Source organism: Zoogloea sp. (genome assembly GCF_028689785.1).
Lineage (GTDB): Bacteria > Pseudomonadota > Gammaproteobacteria > Burkholderiales > Rhodocyclaceae > Zoogloea.
Genome location: NZ_JAQVCN010000046.1, coordinates 17,747 through 41,230, shown reverse-complemented (window position 1 = coordinate 41,230; position 23,484 = coordinate 17,747). Strand labels below are relative to the sequence as shown.

The window sequence follows — 23,484 nt, the reverse complement described above, 5'->3', positions numbered from 1 at the left end:
GGGCGCCTGAAGGGCGGCGCTGGCCTGCTCGCCATGCTCACCTGCCTGTTGCCCCTGTGCCTCGGCTTCCTGCTGCCCGCGGCCCTGCTCCTGCGCATGGCCCTCGGTGAGGGTGACGCTCAATTCGGCGAACGCTTCCTGGTGCTGGCCCGCAACAGCTTCACCCTAGCTGGCCTGACCGCCCTCATCGCCGTGGCCCTGGCGGTACTGCTGGCCTACAGCGCCCGCCTGTCCAAAACCCTTCTGAGCAAGGGCCTCAATCGCCTGGTCGGCCTTGGCTATGCGGTGCCTGGCACAGTGATCGCCGTGGGCGTGCTGATACCCGTCACCCGGCTCGACAATTGGCTGTCCGGCCAGTGGCAGGCCTGGTTCGGCAGCAACCCGGGGCTGCTCCTCACCGGCGGCATCGCGGCACTGATCTATGCCTACCTCGTGCGCTTTCTCGCCGTGGCCCTGCAGACGGTCGAAGCCAGCCTCTCCAAGATCACCCCCAGCATGGACGATGCTGCCCGCAGCATGGGCCTTGGGCAGGGAGAGACCCTCCGTCGCGTACATGTCCCCATCCTGCGGGGGAGCCTGTTCACCGCCAGCCTGCTGGTGTTTGTGGATGTGATGAAGGAGCTCCCCGCCACGCTGGTGATGCGCCCCTTCAACTTCGACACCCTGGCCACCCAAGCCTACGTGCTGGCCTCCGACGAGCGCCTCACCGAGGCCTCCACCGCCGCCCTGGCCATCGTGGCCGTCGGCCTGCTGCCCCTCATTGCCCTGTCACGGCAGATTTCCCGCACTCGCAGGTAAGCGCCTGCCCGGCCGCCTACAGCGACAGCCCGCGGATGTAGCGATACTCCTGGGTCTCACCCGAGTAGCCCCAGGCATCGGCGGGCGGCTCGTGGATGGCCACGTAGCTTGCCGGATGCAGATTCACCAGCCGTGCCGCCAGCGCCCCGAAGGCTGCGCGGATAAAGGCCGCCTTCTGCGCCTTGGTGTTGGTCCCCTCGGTGATCCGGATCTCCAGCACCGCACCGGACTGCCCCGACACCGACGCCTGGCCACCCACAAACCAGTGATCAAGGGGCACCCGGTTGATGCTGACGACGGTGAGCGATTCCTTCTTGCCGAGCAATTCGACGGTCAGGCCGGTCAGAGTGGCCGCAATTTCGGCCACCGCAAGCCCTTCGGATGCAGCGTAGGACAAATTCAGGTAAGGCATACTCATCTCCTCGACGAAAGATCAGGCAAGGCGTTCCCGACGACGGGACACCTCCAGCAGAACTGCACTGCACAACAGGGCCACCGAAGCGGCCAGCACCGGCACCACGAAGCCCCCGCTGGGGCCCCTCAACGCCACCAGCAAGGGGCCGGCCACCTGGCCAACACCGTAGCAAGCGGTGATCAAGCCGATACGGCGCGCGGTCACCTGCGGGTCCGGCACCCGGGCCAGCCACTGAGACAGGCCTGCAATGCCCATGAAAGTCGCCCCCAGCAAAGCCGCTCCGGCCATCGCCGCAGTCACACCGTCCATCAGTACTGGCAGGGCTACACCCATCGCCTGTATCAGGGTCGCGCTGATCAGGGCCGGATAGACACCCCAGCGAAACGACAGGCGCACCCAGAACAGCGTCGCCGGCAAGGCCGCCAGGCCCACCACAAGCCAGCCGTCCAATGCAGCGCTGGCGGTGCCGGCCTGTCCGCGCAGCATCAAGGGCAGGAAAGTGGCGTTGACGATGTAACCAAAGCCCGCCAATCCGTAAGCTGCGGCCAGCCAGCCCATCGGTGGCCCACCACTGCTGACCTGCACAGTCCCCTCATCCGCCGGAGATGCCGACCTACCGAGGGGCAACAGCACGACCATCACGGCCATCGCACCCAGAGCCGCCACCACACCCAGCCAGCGCCAGCCCTCCAGGGCACTCCCCGCCACCGTCATGTATCGGGCAAGCAGGGCCGACACCACGATACCGCTACCCACGCCCATGTAATGCAGCCCGCTCCATCCGGAGGCCTGGCACGCCGCCAGGCTGCGCAGCACAATGCCCGTGGCGTACACGTACACCACGGCGCTCGCCACCCCCGACAGGAAGCGCACCCCGCACCACAGGGGGAAACCCAGTTCCAGCCCCATGGCCAGAGTGCTCCCCACGCTGACCAGCAGTCCGCCAAGCAAACGGCGCGCCGCATCCACCCGGCGGCTGAAGGCGGCCCACAGTGCCCCGGCCAGATAGCCCAGGTAGTTCGATGCCGCCAGCAAGCCGCCACTGGCCACGTCCAGCAGCCCTTCATCCCGCATCTGGGGCAGTAATGCCGTAAAGGCGAAACGGCCAACCCCCATGGCCAGCAAGAGGGCCAGCAGGCCGGCCAGCGCGATCGCCAACGGGCCCGAAAGTCGCGGCAAAGGGGGGAATGATGGGGAGAGATGACGCATGATGCAGAGCCCTGTTGATCGATGGGGGCAGCCTAACAACAGCAGATCAGCAAGAAAAATGATTTAATGCAATAACTTCAATCTCAAAAAGAGATGGCCATGAATCTCTCCGACCTGCGCATGTTCCGCACCATCGTCGAGGAAGGAAGTGTCACCCGCGCCGCTGAACGTCTCCACACCGTTCAGTCAAATGTCACCACCCGCCTGCGCCTGCTGGAGGAAGATCTGGGCACGGCCCTGTTCGACCGGATCAACCGGCGCCTGGTAATCACCCCCGCTGGCAACCTGCTGGCGGGCTACGCCGAGCGGCTGCTGAACCTTGCCGACGAAGCCCGCGACGCCGTGCGCCGGGCCGATCTGCCCGAGGGCCTGCTGCGCCTCGGCTCCATGGAAACCACTGCCGCGGCCCGCCTGCCCGGGGTCATAGCGGCCTTCCGGCGGGCCCACCCGCGGGTGGAGTTGCGCCTGCATACCGCCCCCACCGCCAGCCTGGTTCAGGACGTACTGACGCATCAGCTGGATGCGGCCCTGGTATCCGGACCAATCGTTCATCCGCACCTGGAAAGCCGGCCAGTGGTGGTGGAAGAAGTGGCACTGATCAGCGCCGCCGACTGGGCACCAATCGAAAACGCGGCAGACCTGGCCCGGCGTGGGCCGGTGGAGCTCTTTACCTTCCGGGAGGGCTGCAGCTACCGGCAACGCCTTTTCGACTGGCTGCGGCGGGATGGCGTGCCAATTGCCCGCAGCAGCGAGTTCGGCACCTTCGAAGCCATTCTCGGCTGCGTCGCCGCTGGCATGGGCATCAGTCTGGTGCCGCGGACGGTCATCGGCGCCTACCTGGGCGAGGCAGATCCGGGTAGGGCCACCCTGCGGGTGCACCCGGTACCACCCGACCTGGCCTTCTCCACCACGGTGATGATCTGGCACCGGGCCCGCAGTCATCAGCCCGCCCGGCAGGCCTTTGCCGACTGTCTGGCCGAACTGCTCGGCCCTCTTCAAGCGACGGAAATTTCGTGATGCAGATATTCGACAAACCCTACTCTCCCGCCTGTGACCGCAACAAGGGCGCCATCCTCGACGCCCTGCGCAGCCACTTCGCCGATCGTCGCCAGGTGCTGGAGATCGGCTCCGGCACCGGCCAGCACGCGGTTCACTTCGCAGCTGCACTGCCCCATCTGGTCTGGCAGAGCAGCGATCGAGCGGAGTATCTGCCCGGCATCCGGCAATGGCTGGCCGAAACCGGCCTGCCCAACACACCGCCGCCCCTCGCCCTCGACGTAGGCGGCCCGTGGCCCACGGCGCACTACGACGCGGTGTTCAGCTCCAACACCCTGCACATCATGTGCTGGGACGAAGTGCAGGCCTTCTTCGCCAAGCTCCCGGGCGTGCTGAGCGCCGATGCCCGACTGAGCATTTACGGGCCCTTCCACTACGGCGGACGGCCCACCAGCACCAGCAATGCCGACTTTGACGCCACGCTAAAGGCCGACGATCCACGGCGTGGCATCCGGGATTTCGAGGCCGTGGATGCCCTCGCCCGGGAACAAGGCTTCCGCCTGGTGGAAGACCGGGCAATGCCCGCCAACAACCGCTGCCTCAGCTGGCAGCGCCAGGCCTGAAAAGCCGTATGGCGCCGAGACCGGGGCAAACCGGCATCGCCGCCATACCGGCAGCCAGACGCTGCCTGACGCTCAGGCGCGGTTGAGCCCGAGCAGGCCCATCGGACCATTGGAGGTGTTCAGCACCACCGAGCCGATGCCGCCCCCCTGTTGTTGCTGCACGCCATAGATGGACAGGTTGCCGGTGTCGAAGGAGAAGACGTCTCCGGCCAGCTTGACGAGCAGCTTGCCGGTATTCGGGAACCAGGCGTAGGCCATGTCATTCTGGCTGCCGGAGCTGGCCGGCGAACCAAGCTCTGACGGCCACCAGCTAGACGACTGGGCAAAACCCCAGTTGTTGCCCTGGGGCGCCATGGCCGGCTGGGGCTCCCGATGCTGGGAGAGCTCGGTGAGCAGCGCACCGACGCGCCATTTCAGATTCTCGTTGAACATGTCACCGATCATCATCATGCCGCCGCTCATCCATTGCCCCATGCCACCGAACTCCGGGTGGTTGAACTGGGCCTGGCTGAAACCGCCGGACTGGAGTGCGGCATACGCCGAACGCCCGGCATCGGCACTGAAACCGTGGCGGGCAGCGATTTCTTCGATGGTACTCATGGGAATCTCCTGATGAAATGAAGGCGAAGACGCTGGGGGCGGGTCAGCAAAGGGGGGCAAGACGGGTGCCGATCAGTACGGCAGAACCATCGTCGGTGGACAGCGCCTCCGGACGATGGCGAGGCATCTCGATACCCGCCAGCGGGTCGGCGATGGCCTCGATGATGATCCTGGGCGGCTCGGCACGGACAGGCCCGAAAATGGTGGCAAAGGACACGTCGGCCGCATCCCTGCCGGTACCGAAACGCATCAGCCCCATGGGGATGGCGGTGGCCGAAGGGTCGAAGAGATACCAGCGATCCCCCAGAAAGACCTCGACATAGGCATGAAAGTCACTCGGCCCAAGGGCCGGATCAGCGCCGTAGTCGATCCCGGCCACAAAGCGCGCCGGAATGTTGAGGGCCCGACACAGGGCAATCATCAGATGGGCAAAGTCACGGCACACCCCTACCCGCTCATGCAGCGTGTCGAGGGCTGCAGTGCTGGCGTTGGTGGTATTGGACTTGAACTCCACGTGCTTGCCCACCCAGGCACAGATCCGGCGAACCCGGTCGTAGCCCGGTGGCAAGGCACCAAACTCGCGGCTGGCCAACTCATAAAGACGATCAGACTGACAGTAGCGGCTGGGATAGAGGTAGGTCAGCACATCAGCCGGCAGGCGCGACACCGGCACCTCGTGGATGCTCTCGGGTGCAGCCAGGTGATGCTGCAGTTCAACGGTGGCGCTGTAACGCAGCCTCAGGGGACCGGCTTCGGCCTTCAGGCGCATGTAACGGTTGCCGGTGGTGGCATCGGTGTGCACCTGCGGCAACAGGAACTGCCCCAGCTCCATCATCTCGGTGACCACGCGCTGATGTCGTGTGTGAGCAGCGTGGATGTTGAAGATGAAGTCACAGCCCGGTGCTGCAACTGCGTAATTGAGTTCGACCGAAAACTTCAGTCTGACCATGGGCGTCCTTGATAACACTGCCTTGACGCGAAATTGCGGGTCATTCGGCGGAAAAAATGACCGTCGCAGTCCGGGCGCGCGCGTCCTCGCGCACATCCCGCCTCCGACAAGGTTTCCATCCTACGCTGCGGCAGCGCAGCATGCCCGGCTTTCTGCGCAGCCGGGAGCGCAGCCGACTGCTCAGGATCGGTACAGATTGACCTCGTCACGCGTCGCCAGCGCCACCGCGCGGGCCTGGGCGGCGAAGTCCTCGCCGGAGCCGGCGTAAAGGATGGCGCGGGACGAGGAGATCATCAGCCCGGCCCCTGATGCCGTACGGCCAGCCTTCACCGTGGCCTCCACGTCACCGCCCTGGGCGCCGATGCCGGGCACCAGCAGGGGCAGATCGCCGACGATGGCACGCACATCGGCCAGCTCTTCGGGGAAGGTGGCGCCGACCACCAGCGCATTCTGGCCGTGCACGTTCCACTTGCCTGCCACCAGCTCGGCCACGTGCTGGTAGAGCTTGCGCCCCCCTGCCACGGTGAGGTTCTGCAGATCGGAGCCGCCCGGGTTGGAGGTACGACACAGCACGATCAGCCCCCGGTCGGAGAACTCAAGGTAGGGCTCCACCGAGTCGAAACCCATGTAGGGATTGACCGTCAGCGCGTCGGCAGCGTAACGCTCGAAGGCCTCCCGGGCATATTGCTGAGCGGTGGCGCCGATGTCGCCACGCTTGGCATCCAGCACCACCGGCACCGCCGGGTGGTGCTGATGGATGTAGGCAACCAGGTCCTGCAGCTGATCTTCGGCCCGGGCCGCAGCGAAGTAGGCAATCTGCGGTTTGAAGGCACAGGCGAGGTCGGCGGTGGCATCAACGATGCCCTTGCAGAAGGCCAGCACCGCATCGGGGCGCCCTTGCAGGTGAGCCGGAAAGCGCGAGGGGTCCGGGTCGAGCCCGACGCACAGCAGGGAATCATGGCGCTGCCATGCGGCAGCCAGCTTGGAACGGAAATCCATGGGAGTGCGGGCGCCAACAGCCCGGGCGTGTGAAATCTGGGCCAGGAGTTTACCAGCCCCACCACCAAATCCGAATCGGCCAGCGGCCGCCCGCCCGTGGAGCATGTTGCGTCACAGCATGCTCCACCCTGCTGTCACGGATTGCACCACACCTTCCGTAAGGTCACAGCACACTGCTCAGTTACTGAACACCCGGAGGCAGGCAGCCCGACACCCGGCGGCACACCCATGGAAAAAATTTATCCATTAATAAACAGCAGCTTGAAAGGCTTACGTGAATATTTTCGTTTTCCGTGACACAGGCTGGCACAAGGCTCGCTGAAGGGAGTTCGCTCCGTAACGGCGTGTTTCGTGGGAAATGCGACCAAGGGAGGAACGAAGTAGCGGCGCTAGATAGCCCGCGCTTCGGTGGTGATATCAACGACAAAATTCCGGAGACAATCGTTATGAAGAAGACCCTTCTGGCCCAATCCGTTGCCCTCGCCTGCCTGGCCGCCGCGGCCGGCGGTGCACAGGCCGTCAGCTTCACCAAGGATGACGTGACCCTTGACATCAATGGCACGATCAACGGCTTCTACGTCAACCGCGAGTCCAAAACCTCGGTTGCCGGCGGCCCCGAGACCAAGACCCAGAACAGCGCCCTGACCAACGGCCTGCTGCCGGGCTGGATCAACTTCGTGATGACCACCAAGGTTGCTGACCAGGACATCAAGGCCCACTTCAGCTTCGCCCCCGGTATCAACGACTCGTCCTCCGTGATCGGCCTGCCCACCGATCCGGGCGCTGGCGCCACCGGCGGCAAGAACAGCCCGTTCAGCCAGGTCGATGTGCGTAACGTGTACTTCCAGTTCGGCAATAACGACTGGGGCACCATGAAGTTCGGCCGTGACATCGGCCTCTTCGGTCAGAACATCATCCTGTCCGACATGACCCTGCTGGGCGTCGGCGGCACCTCCAACGCCGGCATCCCGTTCAACACCACCTTCGGCATGATCGGCCACGGTTACATGTACACCGGCTTCCAGGCCCAGATCACCTACACCACCCCGAACTTCAACGGCCTGCAGGCTGCTGGCGGCATCTTCCAGCCCAGTTCCTTTGCCGGCGACCAGACCAAGACCCCTGGCTTCCAGGCCAAGGTCGATTACGACTGGGCTGGCGGCATGCCCGGCAAGGTCTGGGGCGGCCTGATCACTCAAAGCACCAGCTGCTCCAAGGGCTCCACCTGCAATGGCGTTGGCGCCAACCCGGACAAGTCCTTCACCGCCACCGGTTATGAAATCGGCGCCAAGGCCAGCGCGGGCTCCTTCGGCGCGGTCGCCTACGCCTTCACCGGCAAGGGCCTGGGCCTCTCCACCGTGGGCGCCCAGTTCTACGGCGGCAGCGATGGACTCGGCAACAAGACCGACTCCAAGGGCTACTTCCTGCAAGGCACCTACCAGCTCAACAAGACCAAGTTCGGCATCAACTTCGGCCAGAACAAGGACAACGACGGTGTTCTGGGTCAGGGCAACGAGCGCAAGAACAAGGCCTACACCCTGGGCGTCTATCACAGCCTGAACAAGTTCGTGACCCTGGTCGGCGAACTGAACCAGGAGAAGATCACCAGCACCGTGGACGACAGCGAGACCAAGAACCGCACCCTGTCCGCCGGCGCCATCCTGTTCTTCTAAGCTTATCCGTCGCCCTCCGGGGCGATCCTGTTCCCTGTAGTGTTTCTCCCTCCTTCTGGCGCCCTTCGGGGCGCCGTTTTTTTTGAATGCCCGCGGCTGCGCCCCCACTGGCCCGCAACCCGCTTCCATGGGAACATCGTCAGCCCGCGCTCCATGCCATCGCCACTCATGTCCCGTCCGGCCCGCTGCCTCGCCACCGCCCTCGCCATGCTCGCCCTGCTGCCCGTGCCAGGCACCGCCCGGGCCGACGGCATCCGCCACCTGCGCATCGGCCCGGCGCTTTACGCCGACGCCCGGGAGGCCCTGGTGGACGCCATTGAAGCCGAGGGTCTGGTGCCCTCCCCCCCCAGCCAGTTCGGCGACATGCTGGCCCGCACGGCACCAGCCCTCGACGAAACGACCCCCGTCTACCAACAGGCCGAGGTCATGCACTTCTGCAGCGCCCGCATCGCCTGGCAGCTGGCTCGGGAGAACCCCCTCAACATCGCCCAGTGCCCCCTGTCCATGGCCATCTACACCCGGCCAGGCCAGAACGCCGCGGTGCATCTGGCCTGGCGCGAGGCCAACGGCGACTCTCCGGGGGCGCGCGCTGCCAATGCCCTGCTCGAACGGATCGCCCGCCAGGTGGCCGACAACGCCGGTCGGGCCGCCATCTCGCGATGAAGCCCCTCGCCCACCGCCCGGTGGCGCGGTATAGTCCGCACCGCTTCAGAATCCCAGCCGCAGGCAGCCCAGCATGACCCAGAAAACCTATAACGCCGACTCCATCACCGTCCTCAAGGGCCTCGAACCGGTCAAGCAGCGCCCCGGCATGTACACCCGGACGGAAAATCCGCTCCACATCATCCAGGAAGTCATCGACAACGCCGCCGACGAGGCCATGGCCGGTTTCTGCCGGAAGATCGGCGTGACCCTGCACCTGGACGGCTCGGTCAGCGTCTCCGACGATGGTCGTGGCATTCCCGTCGAGGTCCACCCCGTGGAGGGCGTGTCTACCGTCGAGGTGGTATTCACCCGCCTGCACGCTGGCGGCAAGTTCAACAAGACTGACGACGACTCCGCCTACCGCTTCTCCGGCGGCCTGCACGGCGTCGGCGTATCCGTCACCAATGCCTTGTCCCACCGCCTCGAAGTAGACGTGGTGCGTGACAGCGCCCGGCATCGCCTGGTCTTCGCGGCGGGCGAGGTGATCGAGCCCCTGGCCCGCATCGGTGACGCACCCAAGAAGGCCAGCGGGACCACCGTGCGCGTCTGGCCGGACGCCAAATACTTCGACGCCGCCGACCTGCCCCGGGGCGAACTGGAGCGCCTGCTGCGTTCCAAGGCTGTGCTGATGCCCGGGCTGGAAGTCAGCCTGGCGATCGAAGGTGGCGACACCCGGACCTGGCTGTTCGAGCAGGGCATGCGCGGCTACCTCTCCGAGGCCCTCACCGACGAGCCGTTGATCCCGCTCTTCGCGGGTGAAAAATTTGCCCCAAAGGGCGATGAGACCTTCGCCGCCGGCGAGGGTGCCTCCTGGGCCGTGGCCTGGACCGCCGAAGGCGCCCCGGTGCGCGAGTCCTACGTCAACCTCATCCCCACCCCCGCCGGCGGCACCCATGAAGCCGGACTGCGGGACGGCATCTTCACCGCCATCAAGGCCTTCATCGACCACCACGCCCTGCTCCCCAAGGGCGTCAAGCTCACCGCGGACGACGCCTTCGGGCGCGCCTCCTTCCTGCTTTCCGCCCGGGTTCTCGACCCCAGCTTCCAGGGCCAGACCAAGGAGCGTCTGAACAGCCGTGATGCCGTGCAGCTGGTGTCGCGCATGGTCCGCGACCCCTTCGAGCTGTGGCTCAACGAACACGTCGATTACGGCAAGAAGCTCGCCGAGCTGGCCATCAAGGCCGCCCAGGCCCGCGCCCGGGCCGCCCAGAAGGTGGAAAAACGCAAGTCCTCCGGCGTGGCAGTGCTGCCGGGCAAGCTCTCCGACTGCGAGTCCGAGGACATCGAGCGCAACGAGCTCTTCCTGGTCGAGGGTGACTCTGCCGGTGGCAGCGCCAAGATGGCCCGGGACAAGGACACCCAGGCCATCCTGCCCCTGCGCGGCAAGGTCCAGAACGCCTGGGAGGTGGACCGGGAACGTCTCTTTGCCAACGCCGAAATCCACGACATCGCCGTGGCTCTGGGTGTGGACGCCCACACGGCGGATTCGGAACCTGACCTCTCCGAGCTGCGTTACGGCAAGGTCATCATCATGTCGGACGCGGACGTGGACGGCTCCCACATCCAGACCCTGTTGCTGACCCTGTTCTTCCGCCACTTCCCCAAGCTCATCGAACGCGGCCACATCTACGTGGCCCAGCCGCCACTGTATCGCTTGGACGTACCGGCTCAGGGCAAGAAGCGCCCACCGCGCCGGCTCTACGCACTGGATGACCAGGAGCTCGGCGCCTTGCGCGACCGCCTGACCCACGAAGGCGTCAAGCCAGAACACATCGAGGTTGGTCGATTCAAGGGCCTGGGTGAGATGAACCCCGACCAGCTACGCGAAACCACCATGGACCCGGCCACCCGCCGGGTGCTGCCGGTGCATGTTCGCGGCGGTGCCTTTGACGACACCCTGAAGATGTTCACGCTGCTGATGGGCAAGGGCGAAGCCTCGGGGCGGCGGGCCTGGATGGAAGAAAAAGGCGACTCCGTCGAAGCGGATGTGTGAAATCCGGCACGATCGGAAAAGGGCGCAAGCACCATTGACCGTGCCTTGCAGTATGAAAGAATATCGGTAACTCGAGAGCCTCCGCTCAAGCCCGTGCAACCGGGACGCCCTTCAGCCTAGACAGGGCATCTACTCAGGCCACAAGAATGCAACGACTGACAGACGATCAACTGCTGGATCTACTGAACGATCTAGAGTCGGACCGCGTGGAGCGCAAGGAGTCCTTCAAGGGGGATGTCCCGAAAAAAGCGCGTCAGGCCGTGTGTGCCTTTTCAAACGACCTGCCAGGTCATAACCAGCCAGGCATGCTTTTCATCGGCGCCAAGGACAACGGGGAACCCAGCGCACTTCAGATCACAGACCAGCTCCTGATGTCGCTCGCCGACATGAAGACAGACGGCAACATCCTGCCCCTGCCGGTCTTGTCGGTGGAAAAGCGCGTATTGAAGAATCAGGAGATCGCCGTTGTCACGGTAATGCCCTCCGACATGCCGCCGGTCAAGTTCGAAGGCCGGATATGGATCCGTACTGGCCCTCGGCGAGCGCTCGCAAATGAGCAAGAGGAACGCATCCTCAACGAACGGCGGCGCTACAAAAACATTCCCTTCGACATTTACCCCGTACCGACAGCCAGACTGACCGATCTCTCCAGGAGTATTTTCGAGAACGAGTACATGCCGAACGCCTTTGCGGACGATGTACTGGAAGCCAATGGACGGAGCTACGAAGAGCGGCTCGCCTCATGCCGCATGATCCTGTCCCCCGATGACCCGACCCCGACTGTCGTGGGTCTGCTGGCGATCGGCAAGAGCCCCCAGGACTTTCTGCCCGGAGCCTATGTCCAGTTTTTGAGAATTGACGGAACTGAGCTTGCCGACCCCATCCTTGATGAGGAAGAAATCGGAGGTGGAATCGTTGAGATCCTGCGGCGCACAGAGGAAAAGCTGAAAGCACATAACCGGACAAGCGTCGATATCACCCAATCAGTGACACACCAACTCGCAACGCCTTATCCCCAGGTCGCACTCCAGCAGATCCTCTACAATGCCGTTCTACATCGAGCCTACGAGAGCACCAACGCTCCAGTCCGCGTCTATTGGTTCAATGATCGAATCGAAATCAGCAGCCCAGGTGGCCCCTACGGCAATGTCACCGACGAGAACTTCGGCAGGCCAGGCATTACGGATTATCGGAACCCGAATATTGCCGACGTTCTGAAGGTATATGGCTTCATCCAGGCATTTGGTCGGGGTATCGCGACGGCGCGTCGCGCTATGGACAACAACGGCAATCCACCCATCGAGTTCGAAACCAACCAGAGCACCGTAGTCTGCGTGTTCAAGAGTAAATCATGAGCACACCTGTACTGACCTTCTTCAATAACAAGGGCGGAGTCGGAAAGACCTCGCTCATCTACCACCTGGCGTGGATGTTCGCGAGTCTCCGCAAGCGCATCGTGGTTGTGGACCTGGACCCGCAGGCCAACTTGACCGCCGCCTTCCTGGACGAGGACCGGATTGAGCAGATCTGGAACAAACAAGGGCCGGGGACAACGATCTTCCAGTGCGTCAAACCGCTGACCGGGGTTGGCGACATAAGCTTCCCCGTCCTACAGCCCATTGCAACCGATCTTTATCTCCTGCCCGGTGACGTAGCCCTGTCGAGCTTTGAAGACACGCTGTCGGGCGAATGGCCCAATAGCATGAAGGAAACCAATCTCTATCGCCCGATGCGTATTCTCACTGCCTTCTGGCAAGTGATGCAATCGGCTGCAGAGAAAATCCAGGCCGACATGGTTCTGGTGGATATCGGCCCCAACCTGGGTGCCATCAACCGATCGGCCCTCCTCGCAACGGACTACGTCGCCATCCCCCTCGGTGCAGATCTCTTCTCCCTTCAAGGCCTCAGCAACCTGGGCCCAACCCTGAAGAGCTGGAGAAACCTTTGGGAGCGGCGACTGAGGAACTGGCAGGAGGGCCCGGACAAATCCCAGTATCCTGATTTCCAGCTCCCTGCCGGCACGATGCAGCCAATCGGGTACTTGTGCCAGCAACATGGCGTCCGGCTGGACCGCCCCGTGAGAGCTTACGACAAGTGGGTTCAGCGCATACCCTCGGTCTACCGCACAGCGGTGCTGAACGAGGACGCTGTGGAAGGCATGAAACAGGAGCAGGACCCCTATTGCCTCGCCACCATCAAGCACTACCGCAGCCTGATCCCGATGGGGCAGGAGCACCGCAAGCCCATCTTCAACCTGAGCGCGGCAGATGGCGCCATCGGCAGCCACGCCAATGCCGTCAATGACGCACGGAAGGACTTCAAACAGCTTGCATCAAGGATTGCAGCTGAAACAGGCATCACGTTATAAAAGCCCGCCGAACCTTTGACACCGCCTCTCGCAGCGCCTTCTCTCCCCTCGCCCTCCGACCAGGATATTTCGCCTGCCCCCATGCATAATCCCCTGGTCCTCCCCCGGCCGCTCATCCGGGCGACCATCCTCACCGGCTTTCTCGGTGCCGGCAAGACAACCCTGCTCAACCGTTTCCTGGCCCTGGGCTCCGGACTCAGGGTGGCTGTGCTCGAGAACGAGTTCGGCAGCGTGGGCATCGACGGCGGCCTGGTGGCCGAATCGTCGGCCGTCGAGGTGGTCGAGCTAACCGACGGCTGCATCTGCTGCAGCGTGCGTGGCGAGCTGTCCGACGCCCTTGCCCGGCTGGCGGACCGCCGCGATCGAGGCGAGCTGAACTTCGACCATCTGGTGATCGAGACCACCGGCCTGGCTGACCCGGCACCAGTGGCTCAGGCCTTCTTTCTCGACGAGGGCGTGGCCGGCCGCTATGCCCTCGACGGCATCATCACGGTGGTCGATGCCGTTCATGCCACCGGGCAGCTGGCCGCCAACAAGGTCGCCGCCGCCCAGATCGGCTTTGCCGACCGCATCCTGATCAGCAAAGGCGAACAGATAGGCGCGGACGAACTGGCAGCCCTGGAGCAGCGCCTGAGCCGCATCAACCTGCGGGCCCCGATCAGCCCCGTGCCCGATGATGCCCCAGCCCTCAAGGCCCTGTTTGCCCTCGACGCCTTCCGTCTCGACGACGTGCTGGAGCAGATCCCGGCCTTCCTTGATGCTGCAGTGCCCAGCGGTCTGCGCCGGGGCGGCGGCAAGCACCGCAGCTTTGTCCGCCACGACGACGAGATCCAGTCCCTGGCCCTGATCCACGACGGCCCGGTGGATTCCCGCCTGATGGCCAGCTTCGTCGAGGAGCTGCTGGTGCGCCAGGGCCCGGCCCTGCTCCGCTACAAGGGCGTACTGGCCATCCGCGACGAAGCGCGCCGGGTGGTGCTGCAAGGTGTGCATCGCCTGAGCGGCTCGGACTACGGCCGCCCCTGGGCGCCGGGCGAGGCCCGCAACTGCACCCTGATCCTGATCGGGCGCAATCTGGACGAAGAAGGCATCCGCAACGCATTCCGGCTGGCCTGCCGCTGAAACCCGGGCCGGTTCAGGCCCGCCCGGAGCGGCACCACCTCGGGCGCTGGAAAGTTCGCCAAAAATATGCCATTTGCATTACTATCGATACCCGCCGACGCGGGATCGACAGGCATCTCATCGCTCCCTGCGCCGGTCTCGACGCTGTTTTCAGCAATTCTGTTCCCTGCCCGGCAGCCTTCCAGGCCTCCCTTATGAAAAAAGCCCTTCTTCTTCTGCTCCAGCTCGGCGTGGTGGCGAGCATCGCCACCGGATGTGCCGTCAATCGGGCTACCGCCCACGTTGAACCTGGCACCCGGCTCTCCGAGATCAAGACCGTGCATGTCAAGAAATTCGCCAGTGACAATGCCGACACCGATCGTCTCATCGCCGACAAGCTCCGCACCAAGGGAGTCAGCGCCACCACCGGCACCGCCCCCGCCAACAAGGTCGATGCCGTCGTCACCTACGTCGAGAAATGGATGTGGGACATCACCATGTACATGCTCGAACTCACCGTGGTGATCCGCGACCCGAAGGACGACTACCCCCTCGCCACCGGCAATTCCTACCACACCTCCCTGACCCGCAAGTCCCCCAAGGAAATGGTCGATGAGGTGATCGACAACATCTACAAGGAGCAAGGCCAATGAACGCATCCCTGCGCGCACGTCCCGGCATGACCCGGACCTCCCTCACCGCACTGGTCGCAACCCTGTGGCTGGTCGGTTGTGCATCCCCGGCGAACCGCGAAGCCATGGTGCCGACGGATGTCACCGCGGCCAGGCCCCACCCTCACAGCGTCAGCGTGCTTGCCTCCGGCGGCACCGACACGGGCGCGCTGGACAGCAGCAACATCGCCGACGAAGACCTCAAGGCAGCCATCGAGGAAGCCGTCACCCGGAACAAGGTGTTCACGAGCGTCGTTCAAGGCAAGAACGGTGATTACGAGCTGTCCGTGCGCGTGACCCGGCTCACCAAGCCGCTGTTCGGCATGACGTTCACGGTGGAGATGGAAGCCGCGTGGTCGCTGACCCGGGTGGCAGATCGATCGGTGGTGCTGCGCAAATCCATCAACGCATCGGGCAGCGCCGGCGCTGGCGACTCCCTGGTTGGCGTCAAGCGGCTTCGCCTCGCGGTCGAGGCAGCCGCCCGCGCCAACATTGCCGAGGGCCTGAAGGCCATCTCCGCCCTCACCCTCTGAGCGCTCGCCCCAGCTGGGGCGAATCCATCGCGCTTAGCCTGCCCAGGTCCCCGGACGGCACAACCGAGCCCGCCGGGGACTTTTCACGTCAGGCACATCCGGCAATTCCCCCGGCCTGTGGTATTTTTGCCGCCTTCGTCGCGCCCGACAGGCGCACGCCACTCCGCTAACCCCGCCGGCCTGCAGCACGCAGCACAGAATGAACAACAGTATCGACCCCAACGACACCGGCGCAGACGGCATGCCGCCCGCGCCGCCCGCCTTGCCGCTGCTGGGCAGCGGGGACACCCTGCCCCTCGACCTCTACGCCGAACGCGCCTATCTGGCCTACGCCATGAGCGTGGTCAAGGCCCGCGCTCTGCCCCAGGTGGAGGATGGCCTCAAGCCCGTGCAGCGCCGCATCCTGTTCGCCATGAACGAGATGCGTCTGTCGCCAGGTTCCAAGCACGTCAAGTCGGCCCGGGTGGTGGGCGACGTGATCGGCAAGTACCACCCCCATGGCGATTCCAGCGTCTACGACGCCATGGTGCGGGTGGCCCAGGACTTCTCCCTGCGCTACCCGCTGGTGGATGGTCAGGGCAACTTCGGCTCCCGGGACGGCGACTCCGCGGCGGCCATGCGCTACACCGAATGCCGCCTCACCCCCATAGCCGAGCTGCTGCTGTCGGAGATCGACCGGGGCACGGTGGATTTCCGCCCCAACTACGACGGCGCCTTCGAAGAGCCCCAGCTGCTGCCGGCGCGGCTGCCTTTCGTGCTGCTCAACGGTGCCTCGGGCATTGCCGTGGGCATGGCCACTGAAATCCCGTCCCACAACCTGCGCGAGGTGGCAAGCGCCGCCATCCACGCCATCGAGAACCCGGAAGCCACGGTAGTCGACCTGCTGAGCCACATCGCCGGGCCCGACTTTCCCGGTGGCGGCCAGCTCATCTCCCCGGCCGCCGACATCCGCCAGGCCTACGAGACTGGCCGTGGCAGCCTCAAGCTGCGGGCCCGCTGGATTGTCGAGGACCTGGCCCGGGGCCAGTGGCAGCTGGTGGTCAATGAGCTGCCCCCCGGCGTCTCGGCCCAGAAGGTACTCTTCGAGATCGAGACCCTCACCAATCCGCAGCCCAAGACCAGCAAGAAGTCCATCGACGCCGACCAGGCTCAGCTCAAGGCCGTGATGCTCGCCGCCCTCGACCGGGTGCGCGACGAGTCCGGCAAGGATGCCCCGGTGCGCCTGGTGTTCGAGCCCAAGAGCCGCAACCAGGACGTTGCCGAGTTTGCCAACCTGCTGCTGGCCCACACCAGCCTCGAAACCTCCTCGTCCATCAACCTGGTGATGATCGGCCTGGATGGCCGCCCCGGGCAGAAAAATCTGGCTGACATCCTCCACGAATGGGGCCGCTTCCGCATCGTCACGGTGCGTCGGCGCACCGCCCACCGCCTTGGCCAGGTAGATGATCGCATCCACATCCTGGAAGGCCGCCACATCGTCTTCCTGAACATCGACGAGGTAATCCGCATCATCCGCGAGTCGGACGAGCCCAAGCCGGCCCTGATCGCCCGCTTCGACCTCTCCGACCGCCAGGCCGAGGACATCCTGGAAATCCGCCTGCGTCAGCTGGCCCGCCTGGAAGGCATCAAGATTGAGCGCGAGCTGGCCGAACTACGCGGCGAGAAGACCGAACTGGAAGCCCTGCTGGCCAACGAAGGCAAGCTGCGCCGCCTGGTCATCAAAGAGATCCGCGCCGATGCCGAAAAGTACGGCGACGCCCGCCGCACCCTGGTGGAAGAAGCGGTCCGCGCTGGCGTCACCCAGACCGTAGTGGACGAACCCGTCACCGTCATCGTCTCGGACAAAGGCTGGGTGCGCTGCCGCAGCGGACATGGGGTTGACCTGGCCAACGTCGCCTTCAAGGACGGCGACCGCCTCGGCAGCGCCTTCGAATGCCGCAGTGTCGACAACCTGGTCGTCCTCACCGATGGCGGCCGTGCCCTCACCGTGGCCGTCTCCGCTCTGCCCGACGGGCGCGGCAACGGGGTGCCCCTGGCCTCCCTCATCGAGCTGCCGTCCGGCAGCCGTGTCGCCCATGTTCTGGCAGGCCCACCCGAACGACGTGTGCTGCTGGCCAGCACCGACGGCTACGGCTTCCTGTGCGGGCTGGGCGACATGATCGCCAGCAAGCGCGCCGGCAAGCAGTTCGTCAGCCTGGACGCTGGCGGGCGCCTGCTCCAGCCGGTGTTCTTCGACCCGGCCGAGGGGCAGCATGTCGCCTCCCTGTCATCCACGGGGCGCCTGCTGATTTTCCCCCTCGATCAGATGAAGTCCCTGTCGGGGGGCGGCAAGGGTGTGCTCATCATGGGCCTCGACGAGGGCGAGGCCCTGGCCGCCACCTGCGTTTTCCGCCACACCCTGACCTTGCTGGCCAGCACTCGCGGCGGCAAGGCGGTGGAGCTGGCGGCGGGGCCCAGAGACTGGGAAGCCTGGCTGGGCAAACGGGCTCGCAAGGGCAAGCCGGCTCCGGGACGTTCCGAAACCAACGGCCTGCGTGGCGACTGATGCAAAGGCGGCTGGCCCCGGTTAAGGGGCAGCCTACTCAGACGGGCAGCCTGAGTGCCTCAAGCAAGCGCTGACGATTGATGGGCTTGATGAGTACCTCGTCAAAGCCGGCGCCAAGCATCTCCACCCGCTGCTCGGGCAAGGCATGGGCCGTGTAAGCCACGATGTACAGCCGGGCCAGCGCAGGGTCGCCACGCAGACGCCGGCACACCTCCGTACCGCTGATGCCCGGCATGCTGATGTCGAGGAGGATTGCGTCCACCGGCCTGCCCTCCAGGACCGCCAGCGCGGCCTCTCCGGAGTCGGCCTCGATCACCTCGCACCCCAGTTGCCGCAGCAGCACGCAGGGCAGCGTGCGGTTGAGCTTCTGGTCGTCCACGATGAGTACCTTCATCGACTTCACCCTTCCCTTGTCGCTGCAGCGACTGGCTCCAAGGGCAGGCTGATCACAAACTCGCTCCCTTTCCCTGGACAGGAGCTCAGTGTCACCTCACCCCCCATCATTGCCACCAGCTCCTTGACCAGCGCCAGTCCCAGGCCGGTGCCCTGATGGCGCCGGGTCAGGAAGCCATCCACCTGACGAAAGCGCTCGAAGACGTAGGGCTGCATCCCGACATCGATGCCGCAACCGGTGTCGGCCACGCCAATGCGCAGTCTTCCGGCGTCCTGCCCGACGTTCACGGTCACCGCGCCGCTATCGGTAAACTTGATGGCGTTGTTGAGCAGGTTGTTGAGAATCTGAGCCAGCCGAGTGGCATCGCAGCTGATCTGCTCAGGCAGCGCAGGATCGATCACCAACTCAAGGGCCAGCCCTTTCTCGTCAGCCGGCGGACGATGGGTACGCACGATGCGCTCGATCATCGGACGCAGGGCCTCGGGGCGCCGCTCCAGCTCCATCTTGCCGGATTCGATCTTGGCCAGATCGAGGATGGAATTGACCAGATCGAGCAGATGGTGACTGCTGTCCAGAATGATGCCGGCGAACTCCCTCCTGGTCTCGTCGGCGCTTTCCTTGAGAAACTCGGCGTAACCCATGATGCCGTTGAGGGGCGTACGCAGCTCATGGGACATGGAAGCGAGAAATTCCGATTTCATGCGGTTGGCGGCCTCGGCCTTGATCTGGCTCTCGCGCAGGGCCATTGAAATGCGGATCTGGCGATCCAGCAAACGAATCGCCATGCCCCCGAACAGCACCAGCACCAGCGTCACCCCGATGGCGTAGACGATGTAGCCGACGCGACGCTCGCGATACTCGGCCAATGCCGCTTCCTCGCTTACACCCACGGCAACCACCAAGGGATAGTCCTTCATGGCCCGGTAGCCGTAGAAACGAAGCACACCATCGGCATAGCTGGCGGAGCGATAGCTCCCCGTTTCTGCCCGGGCCAGGTTCGCCATCAGTGCGCTGCCGCTCAGGTCCTGCCCCACCGCCTTGTTGTCACCCGAACGCCGGGCACGCACGATGCCATCCCGGCCCACCAGGGCGACCACACCGTCCTTGCCCAGATCAACACCGCTATAGAAATCGGAAAAGTAGAAGGGGTCCACCGAGATGACCACCACACCACCAAAGCTGCCGTCGGGCTTGTTGATGCGCCGGGTCATCTGGATCGACCACTTGCCGGACGCCCGCCCCAGCACCGGCTTGCTGATGAACAACTCGTTGGTGTCACGCGCCTTGTGAACCTGGAAGTGCTCCCGGTCCGACAGGTCCATCCGCTTGTGGTTCGCCAGATTGCTGAGGATGTAGGTACCGTGCTCGTCGATCACCCCGAGCTGGTTGAAGATGCTGTTGATGATCATGCCCTCGCGGACATACTCGGCAATATTCACCCGGTCGCCCAGCTTCTCGTACTGGAATTTCAGAAACAGTACCGCCTGATCGACGCTCTTGATTGTACGGACGGTGTGTTCCTCGAACGCCCGAGCCAGATTGAGGTTGGAAGTATTGATGGACTGGATGACGAGCTCTTCTTCCGCCCTGGTCTTATACAGGATGGCGCCCCAGACGAGCACGATGAGCGCCACGACCACCGCGACGATGGGCAGGAATAGGCGCAGACGAGCCTGAGCGCTGGAGGAAAGACTGGCTGATGGCATGGACTGGCAGCGAATGGACGCGTTGGCCCCTGGACGGAGCGTGTTCGATCAGGCCTTTTTAACGTCAGCCGCCCTATCCGACTTGAACCCGAAGTGCAAAAACCTGCATCACAAGCGGCATTTTGCATCGGTGCTGACGGCTTCCGACACCGTCGACCTGGACTCATGAGTAGTGACCTTTTATAACTTTAGTGATAGAATTGCGCGCCGTTAAAAAGATCCGGGTACTTCACAACCCGGGACTCGCAGCCCGCCCGGACCCCTATGAAATTAGCCGTCACCGACCGGACTCTGCCCCGCTACCACCTGGTGGGGACGCTGCTCGTCGTCCTCGCCCTGGCCCTGACGCTCGGCGCAAGCTTCCTGTGGATCGCCCTCGCGGAACACCAGGAAGCCCTGCTGCGCCTTGAGCGAAGCTTCGAGAGCAAGAAGGAAGAGCGCCTTCGCACCGAGATGGCTTCCGCCATCGACTACCTGGACTTCGTGCATTCGCGCACCGAAGCCGTGCTGCGCGACGCTCTGCAGGAAAAGGTCTCGATGGCCATGCAGACTGCCCAGGGCATCTACGCCCGGGAGCACGGGCGCCGGCCGGAAGCCGAGGTCAAGCGTCTGATCATCGAGGCCTTGCGTCCCCAGCGTTTTTTCGACGGGCGAGGCTATTTCTTCATCGATGACAGCCAGGGGCGCTGCATCCTCCTCCCTACGGCCCCTGCCCGGGAGGGCAGCTCCCTGTGGAACAACCAGGACGATACCGGGCACTACATCATGCGTGGGCTTCTGGAGGCCGCCCGTGGCAACAGCGCGGGCGGTTTCTCGCGCTATCGCTGGTACTCACCCGACGACCCGGCCCGGATGTCCGACAAGCTGGCCCATGTGCGCCTGTTCGAGCCCTACGGCTGGATCATCGGTACCGGCGATTACCTCTACAAGTGGGAGGAAGCGCGCCTGAAGGAAGGCCTGGATCGCTTGCGTGCCTGGCACTTCGGCGACACCGGGCATTTCATGGTGCTGGGCAGCGACGGCCGCCTGCTGCTCCTGCCACCCGACAACCCGCACACGGACAGCCAACGTGCCGAAGGCCAGCATCTCGACAACACAGGGACGCCCGCCGAACAGGACCTCCGGCGCCAGCTGCTTGAGCTCGGCCAGCACGGCGGCGGGCTGATCACCTACCCGTGGCAGCCCGGCCCTGACGAAGCCGTCGGTACCCGCTCAGCCTACGTCCAGGCCTACGCCCCCTGGAAGATCGTGGTCGTCGCCAGCACCTTCGAGCAGGAAATGCAATCAGCCCTGGCTGCGGAACGACGCACTGCCGGCATCTCCCTGTCGGCCCGCGTCCCCTATCTGCTGGTCGTGGTGGCAGTGACGGTCGGTGTGGCGCTGGCCGCCTCGCTGCTCTTTTCACGCTGGATGAGCCGACTCTTCGGCGCCTATCACCAGGCGCTCGATACCCACACCCGTACTCTCGAGAAGCAGGCCGGCGAACTGCGCCTGGCCGGGCACGTGTTCGAGAGTAGCCGCGAAGGCATCATCGTTACTGACCCGGAGACCCGCATCCTCGCGGTAAACCCGGCCTTCTCCGAGATCACTGGCTACACCCCCGCCGAAGTGCTGGGTCAGACCCCGGCCTTCCTCAGCTCGGGAAATCACGACGCCGCCTTTTACAACGCCATGTGGAAATCGATCCGCGAAACTGGCGGATGGACCGGCGAGATCTGGAACCACCGCAAGGACGGCCGCCTTTACCCGGAGCAAATCAGCATCGGCACCGTGTGCGGTCCCAGCGGCGAGGTGCGCCACTACGTCGGCACCTTCCTGGACATCACCGACCGCAAGGAAGCCGAGAACCGCATCCGTCACCTGGCCGAATTCGACGTGCTCACGCAGCTGCCCAACCGGGTACTGCTGGGCGACCGCCTGGCTCAGGCCATCGCCGCCGCACGGCGCAACGGTGACCAGCTGGCGGTGCTGTTCATCGACCTGGATCGCTTCAAGAACATCAACGACTCACTTGGCCACGCCATGGGCGACTGCGTCCTGCAGGAGGTTGCAAACCGTCTGCATCGACTGATCCGCCAGTCGGATACGGTCAGCCGCCTGGGTGGTGACGAGTTCGTGGTGGTGGTCACCGGCCTGGAGCAGCCCGGCTTTGCCGTGAGCACAGCCCAGAAGATCCTCAACGCCCTGGGCCAGCCCTATCTCATCGGCGAGCATGAGTTGCAGATCACCCCCAGCATCGGCATCGCCCTCTACCCCGAAAACGGCACCGACACCGACAGCCTGCTGAAGAACGCCGATGCCGCCATGTATCACGCCAAGAACTCGGGACGGAACAACTTCCAGTTCTTCACCCCCGAGTTCAACCACTGGGTCACCGAGCGCTTGCGCATCGAAAACGGGCTGCGCCATGCCCTCGAACGGCAGGAGCTGCTGATCCACTACCAGCCCCAGGTGGACCTGGGCAGTGGCCGCATCACCGGCTGTGAAGCGCTTCTGCGTTGGCAACCGGAGCCCGGCACCCTAGTGCCGCCGGACCGCTTCATCCCGATTGCAGAAGAAACCGGCATGATCCACGCCATCGGGCGCTGGGTGCTCGACGAAGCCTGCCGCCAGCTCAAGCAGTGGGACACGGAAGGCGCCACATCGATACGCATGGCGGTCAACGTGGCCGTACCGCAGCTACGCCGGCACGACTTCGTGGCCCATGTGAAGGACACCCTGACCCGCCACGAGCTGGCCCCCGGGCGCCTGGAGATCGAAGTCACGGAAAGTGTCTTCCTCGACCAGGACAGCCAGATTGGCCAGACCCTGCGCAGCCTCACCGACTTGGGCGTGAAGCTGTCCCTGGACGACTTCGGCACCGGCTATTCGAGCCTGTCCTACCTGCGCAACTTCCGCTTCGACGTGCTCAAGATCGACCGCTCCTTCGTCTCGGAACTGCACCGCAACCGTGACGACGTGGCCCTCATTCGCGCCATCGTCAGCATCGCCCGGGACATGTCCCTGATCACCGTGGCCGAAGGCATCGAGACTGTCGAACAGCAGCACATGCTCACCGACCTGGGCTGCAGCGTCGGCCAAGGCTACCACTTCTCACGCCCAGTGCCGGCCGCCGAGCTGGCAAGGCTGCTGAAAATGCCGGCCTAGCAGCCACGCCCGGTTGCAGGCTCTGGCGTACCATCGGCGAATTTATCCAACCAGGCATCCCA

The 23,484-nt window shown here is 64.4% G+C and carries 20 protein-coding genes; 13 read left to right on the top strand and 7 right to left on the bottom strand.

What is annotated here, in order from left to right:
- A partial coding sequence (locus PHI64_RS17100; protein WP_299885256.1) for an iron ABC transporter permease occupies window positions 1–798 on the top strand: 798 nt, incomplete at its 5' end.
- A 16-nt stretch (window positions 799–814) separates the two neighbouring features.
- On the opposite strand, the gene PHI64_RS17095 is transcribed toward PHI64_RS17100, so the two are convergent.
- Together PHI64_RS17095 and PHI64_RS17090 are read right to left on the bottom strand one after the other, a co-directional pair.
- Entirely contained in the window at window positions 815–1,210 is a 396-nt protein-coding gene (locus tag PHI64_RS17095; protein WP_299885253.1) for a tautomerase family protein, read from the bottom strand.
- Between the two features lie 21 nt (window positions 1,211–1,231).
- Window positions 1,232–2,371: a YbfB/YjiJ family MFS transporter gene (locus PHI64_RS17090; protein ID WP_299885250.1), complete on the bottom strand. Its 1,140-nt coding sequence runs from the start codon at window positions 2,369–2,371 to the stop codon at window positions 1,232–1,234.
- A 150-nt stretch (window positions 2,372–2,521) separates the two neighbouring features.
- Here PHI64_RS17090 and PHI64_RS17085 point away from each other — a divergent pair, with 150 nt between their 5' ends.
- Entirely contained in the window at window positions 2,522–3,439 is a 918-nt protein-coding gene (locus PHI64_RS17085; RefSeq protein WP_299885247.1) for a LysR family transcriptional regulator, read from the top strand.
- Window positions 3,439–4,041 carry a DUF938 domain-containing protein gene (locus PHI64_RS17080; protein ID WP_299885261.1) on the top strand — a complete coding sequence of 201 codons (603 nt, stop codon included), beginning with the start codon at window positions 3,439–3,441 and terminating at the stop codon, window positions 4,039–4,041. Before PHI64_RS17085 ends, PHI64_RS17080 begins: the two co-directional genes overlap by 1 nt.
- Before the next feature lie 72 nt (window positions 4,042–4,113).
- Here PHI64_RS17080 and PHI64_RS17075 read toward each other — a convergent pair whose 3' ends face one another.
- The 3 genes from PHI64_RS17075 to pyrF all read right to left on the bottom strand — a co-directional run bounded on the left by PHI64_RS17075 (window position 4,114) and on the right by pyrF (window position 6,589).
- On the bottom strand, window positions 4,114–4,641 hold the full coding sequence (locus PHI64_RS17075; RefSeq protein ID WP_299885244.1) for a hypothetical protein: 528 nt from the start codon (window positions 4,639–4,641) through the stop codon (window positions 4,114–4,116).
- A gap of 43 nt (window positions 4,642–4,684) precedes the next feature.
- On the bottom strand, window positions 4,685–5,590 hold the full coding sequence (locus tag PHI64_RS17070) for a transglutaminase family protein (protein WP_299885241.1): 906 nt from the start codon (window positions 5,588–5,590) through the stop codon (window positions 4,685–4,687).
- Between the two features lie 180 nt (window positions 5,591–5,770).
- The gene (gene pyrF / locus PHI64_RS17065; protein ID WP_299885238.1) at window positions 5,771–6,589 is read right to left on the bottom strand and encodes an orotidine-5'-phosphate decarboxylase; all 819 of its coding nucleotides are present in this window, start codon (window positions 6,587–6,589) and stop codon (window positions 5,771–5,773) included.
- Between the two features lie 446 nt (window positions 6,590–7,035).
- On the opposite strand from pyrF, the gene PHI64_RS17060 reads away from it, so the two are divergent.
- The 9 genes from PHI64_RS17060 (at window position 7,036) to parC (ending at window position 18,175) form a co-directional block, all read left to right on the top strand.
- Entirely contained in the window at window positions 7,036–8,262 is a 1,227-nt protein-coding gene (locus PHI64_RS17060; RefSeq protein WP_299885235.1) for a porin, read from the top strand.
- Between the two features lie 168 nt (window positions 8,263–8,430).
- The gene (locus tag PHI64_RS17055; RefSeq protein WP_299885232.1) at window positions 8,431–8,925 is read left to right on the top strand and encodes a DUF302 domain-containing protein; all 495 of its coding nucleotides are present in this window, start codon (window positions 8,431–8,433) and stop codon (window positions 8,923–8,925) included.
- Window positions 8,926–8,998: 73 nt separating this feature from the next.
- Complete coding sequence (parE, locus tag PHI64_RS17050) at window positions 8,999–10,960, top strand: DNA topoisomerase IV subunit B (protein ID WP_299885229.1); 1,962 nt, start codon at window positions 8,999–9,001, stop codon at window positions 10,958–10,960.
- A 146-nt stretch (window positions 10,961–11,106) separates the two neighbouring features.
- On the top strand, window positions 11,107–12,315 hold the full coding sequence (locus tag PHI64_RS17045; RefSeq protein ID WP_299885226.1) for an ATP-binding protein: 1,209 nt from the start codon (window positions 11,107–11,109) through the stop codon (window positions 12,313–12,315).
- Entirely contained in the window at window positions 12,312–13,328 is a 1,017-nt protein-coding gene (locus tag PHI64_RS17040) for an AAA family ATPase (protein ID WP_299885223.1), read from the top strand. The genes PHI64_RS17045 and PHI64_RS17040 overlap by 4 nt, the downstream gene beginning before the upstream one ends.
- Before the next feature lie 81 nt (window positions 13,329–13,409).
- Window positions 13,410–14,447 (top strand): GTP-binding protein, encoded by a 1,038-nt coding sequence (locus PHI64_RS17035; protein ID WP_299885220.1) that lies wholly within the window; start codon window positions 13,410–13,412, stop codon window positions 14,445–14,447.
- A 194-nt stretch (window positions 14,448–14,641) separates the two neighbouring features.
- Window positions 14,642–15,079 (top strand): hypothetical protein, encoded by a 438-nt coding sequence (locus PHI64_RS17030; protein WP_299885217.1) that lies wholly within the window; start codon window positions 14,642–14,644, stop codon window positions 15,077–15,079.
- On the top strand, window positions 15,076–15,630 hold the full coding sequence (locus tag PHI64_RS17025) for a hypothetical protein (protein WP_299885214.1): 555 nt from the start codon (window positions 15,076–15,078) through the stop codon (window positions 15,628–15,630). Before PHI64_RS17030 ends, PHI64_RS17025 begins: the two co-directional genes overlap by 4 nt.
- A gap of 241 nt (window positions 15,631–15,871) precedes the next feature.
- Window positions 15,872–18,175, top strand: coding sequence for a DNA topoisomerase IV subunit A (parC, locus tag PHI64_RS17020; protein ID WP_299885259.1), 2,304 nt, complete (start codon window positions 15,872–15,874; stop codon window positions 18,173–18,175).
- A 37-nt stretch (window positions 18,176–18,212) separates the two neighbouring features.
- Here parC and PHI64_RS17015 read toward each other — a convergent pair whose 3' ends face one another.
- Both PHI64_RS17015 and PHI64_RS17010 read right to left on the bottom strand, forming a co-directional pair.
- On the bottom strand, window positions 18,213–18,569 hold the full coding sequence (locus PHI64_RS17015) for a response regulator (protein WP_299885211.1): 357 nt from the start codon (window positions 18,567–18,569) through the stop codon (window positions 18,213–18,215).
- 5 nt (window positions 18,570–18,574) lie between these two features.
- Window positions 18,575–20,275, bottom strand: coding sequence for a hybrid sensor histidine kinase/response regulator (locus PHI64_RS17010; protein WP_299885209.1), 1,701 nt, complete (start codon window positions 20,273–20,275; stop codon window positions 18,575–18,577).
- Between the two features lie 264 nt (window positions 20,276–20,539).
- Here PHI64_RS17010 and PHI64_RS17005 point away from each other — a divergent pair, with 264 nt between their 5' ends.
- The gene (locus PHI64_RS17005) at window positions 20,540–23,422 is read left to right on the top strand and encodes an EAL domain-containing protein (protein WP_299885207.1); all 2,883 of its coding nucleotides are present in this window, start codon (window positions 20,540–20,542) and stop codon (window positions 23,420–23,422) included.
- The last annotated feature ends 62 nt before the right edge of the window (window positions 23,423–23,484 follow it).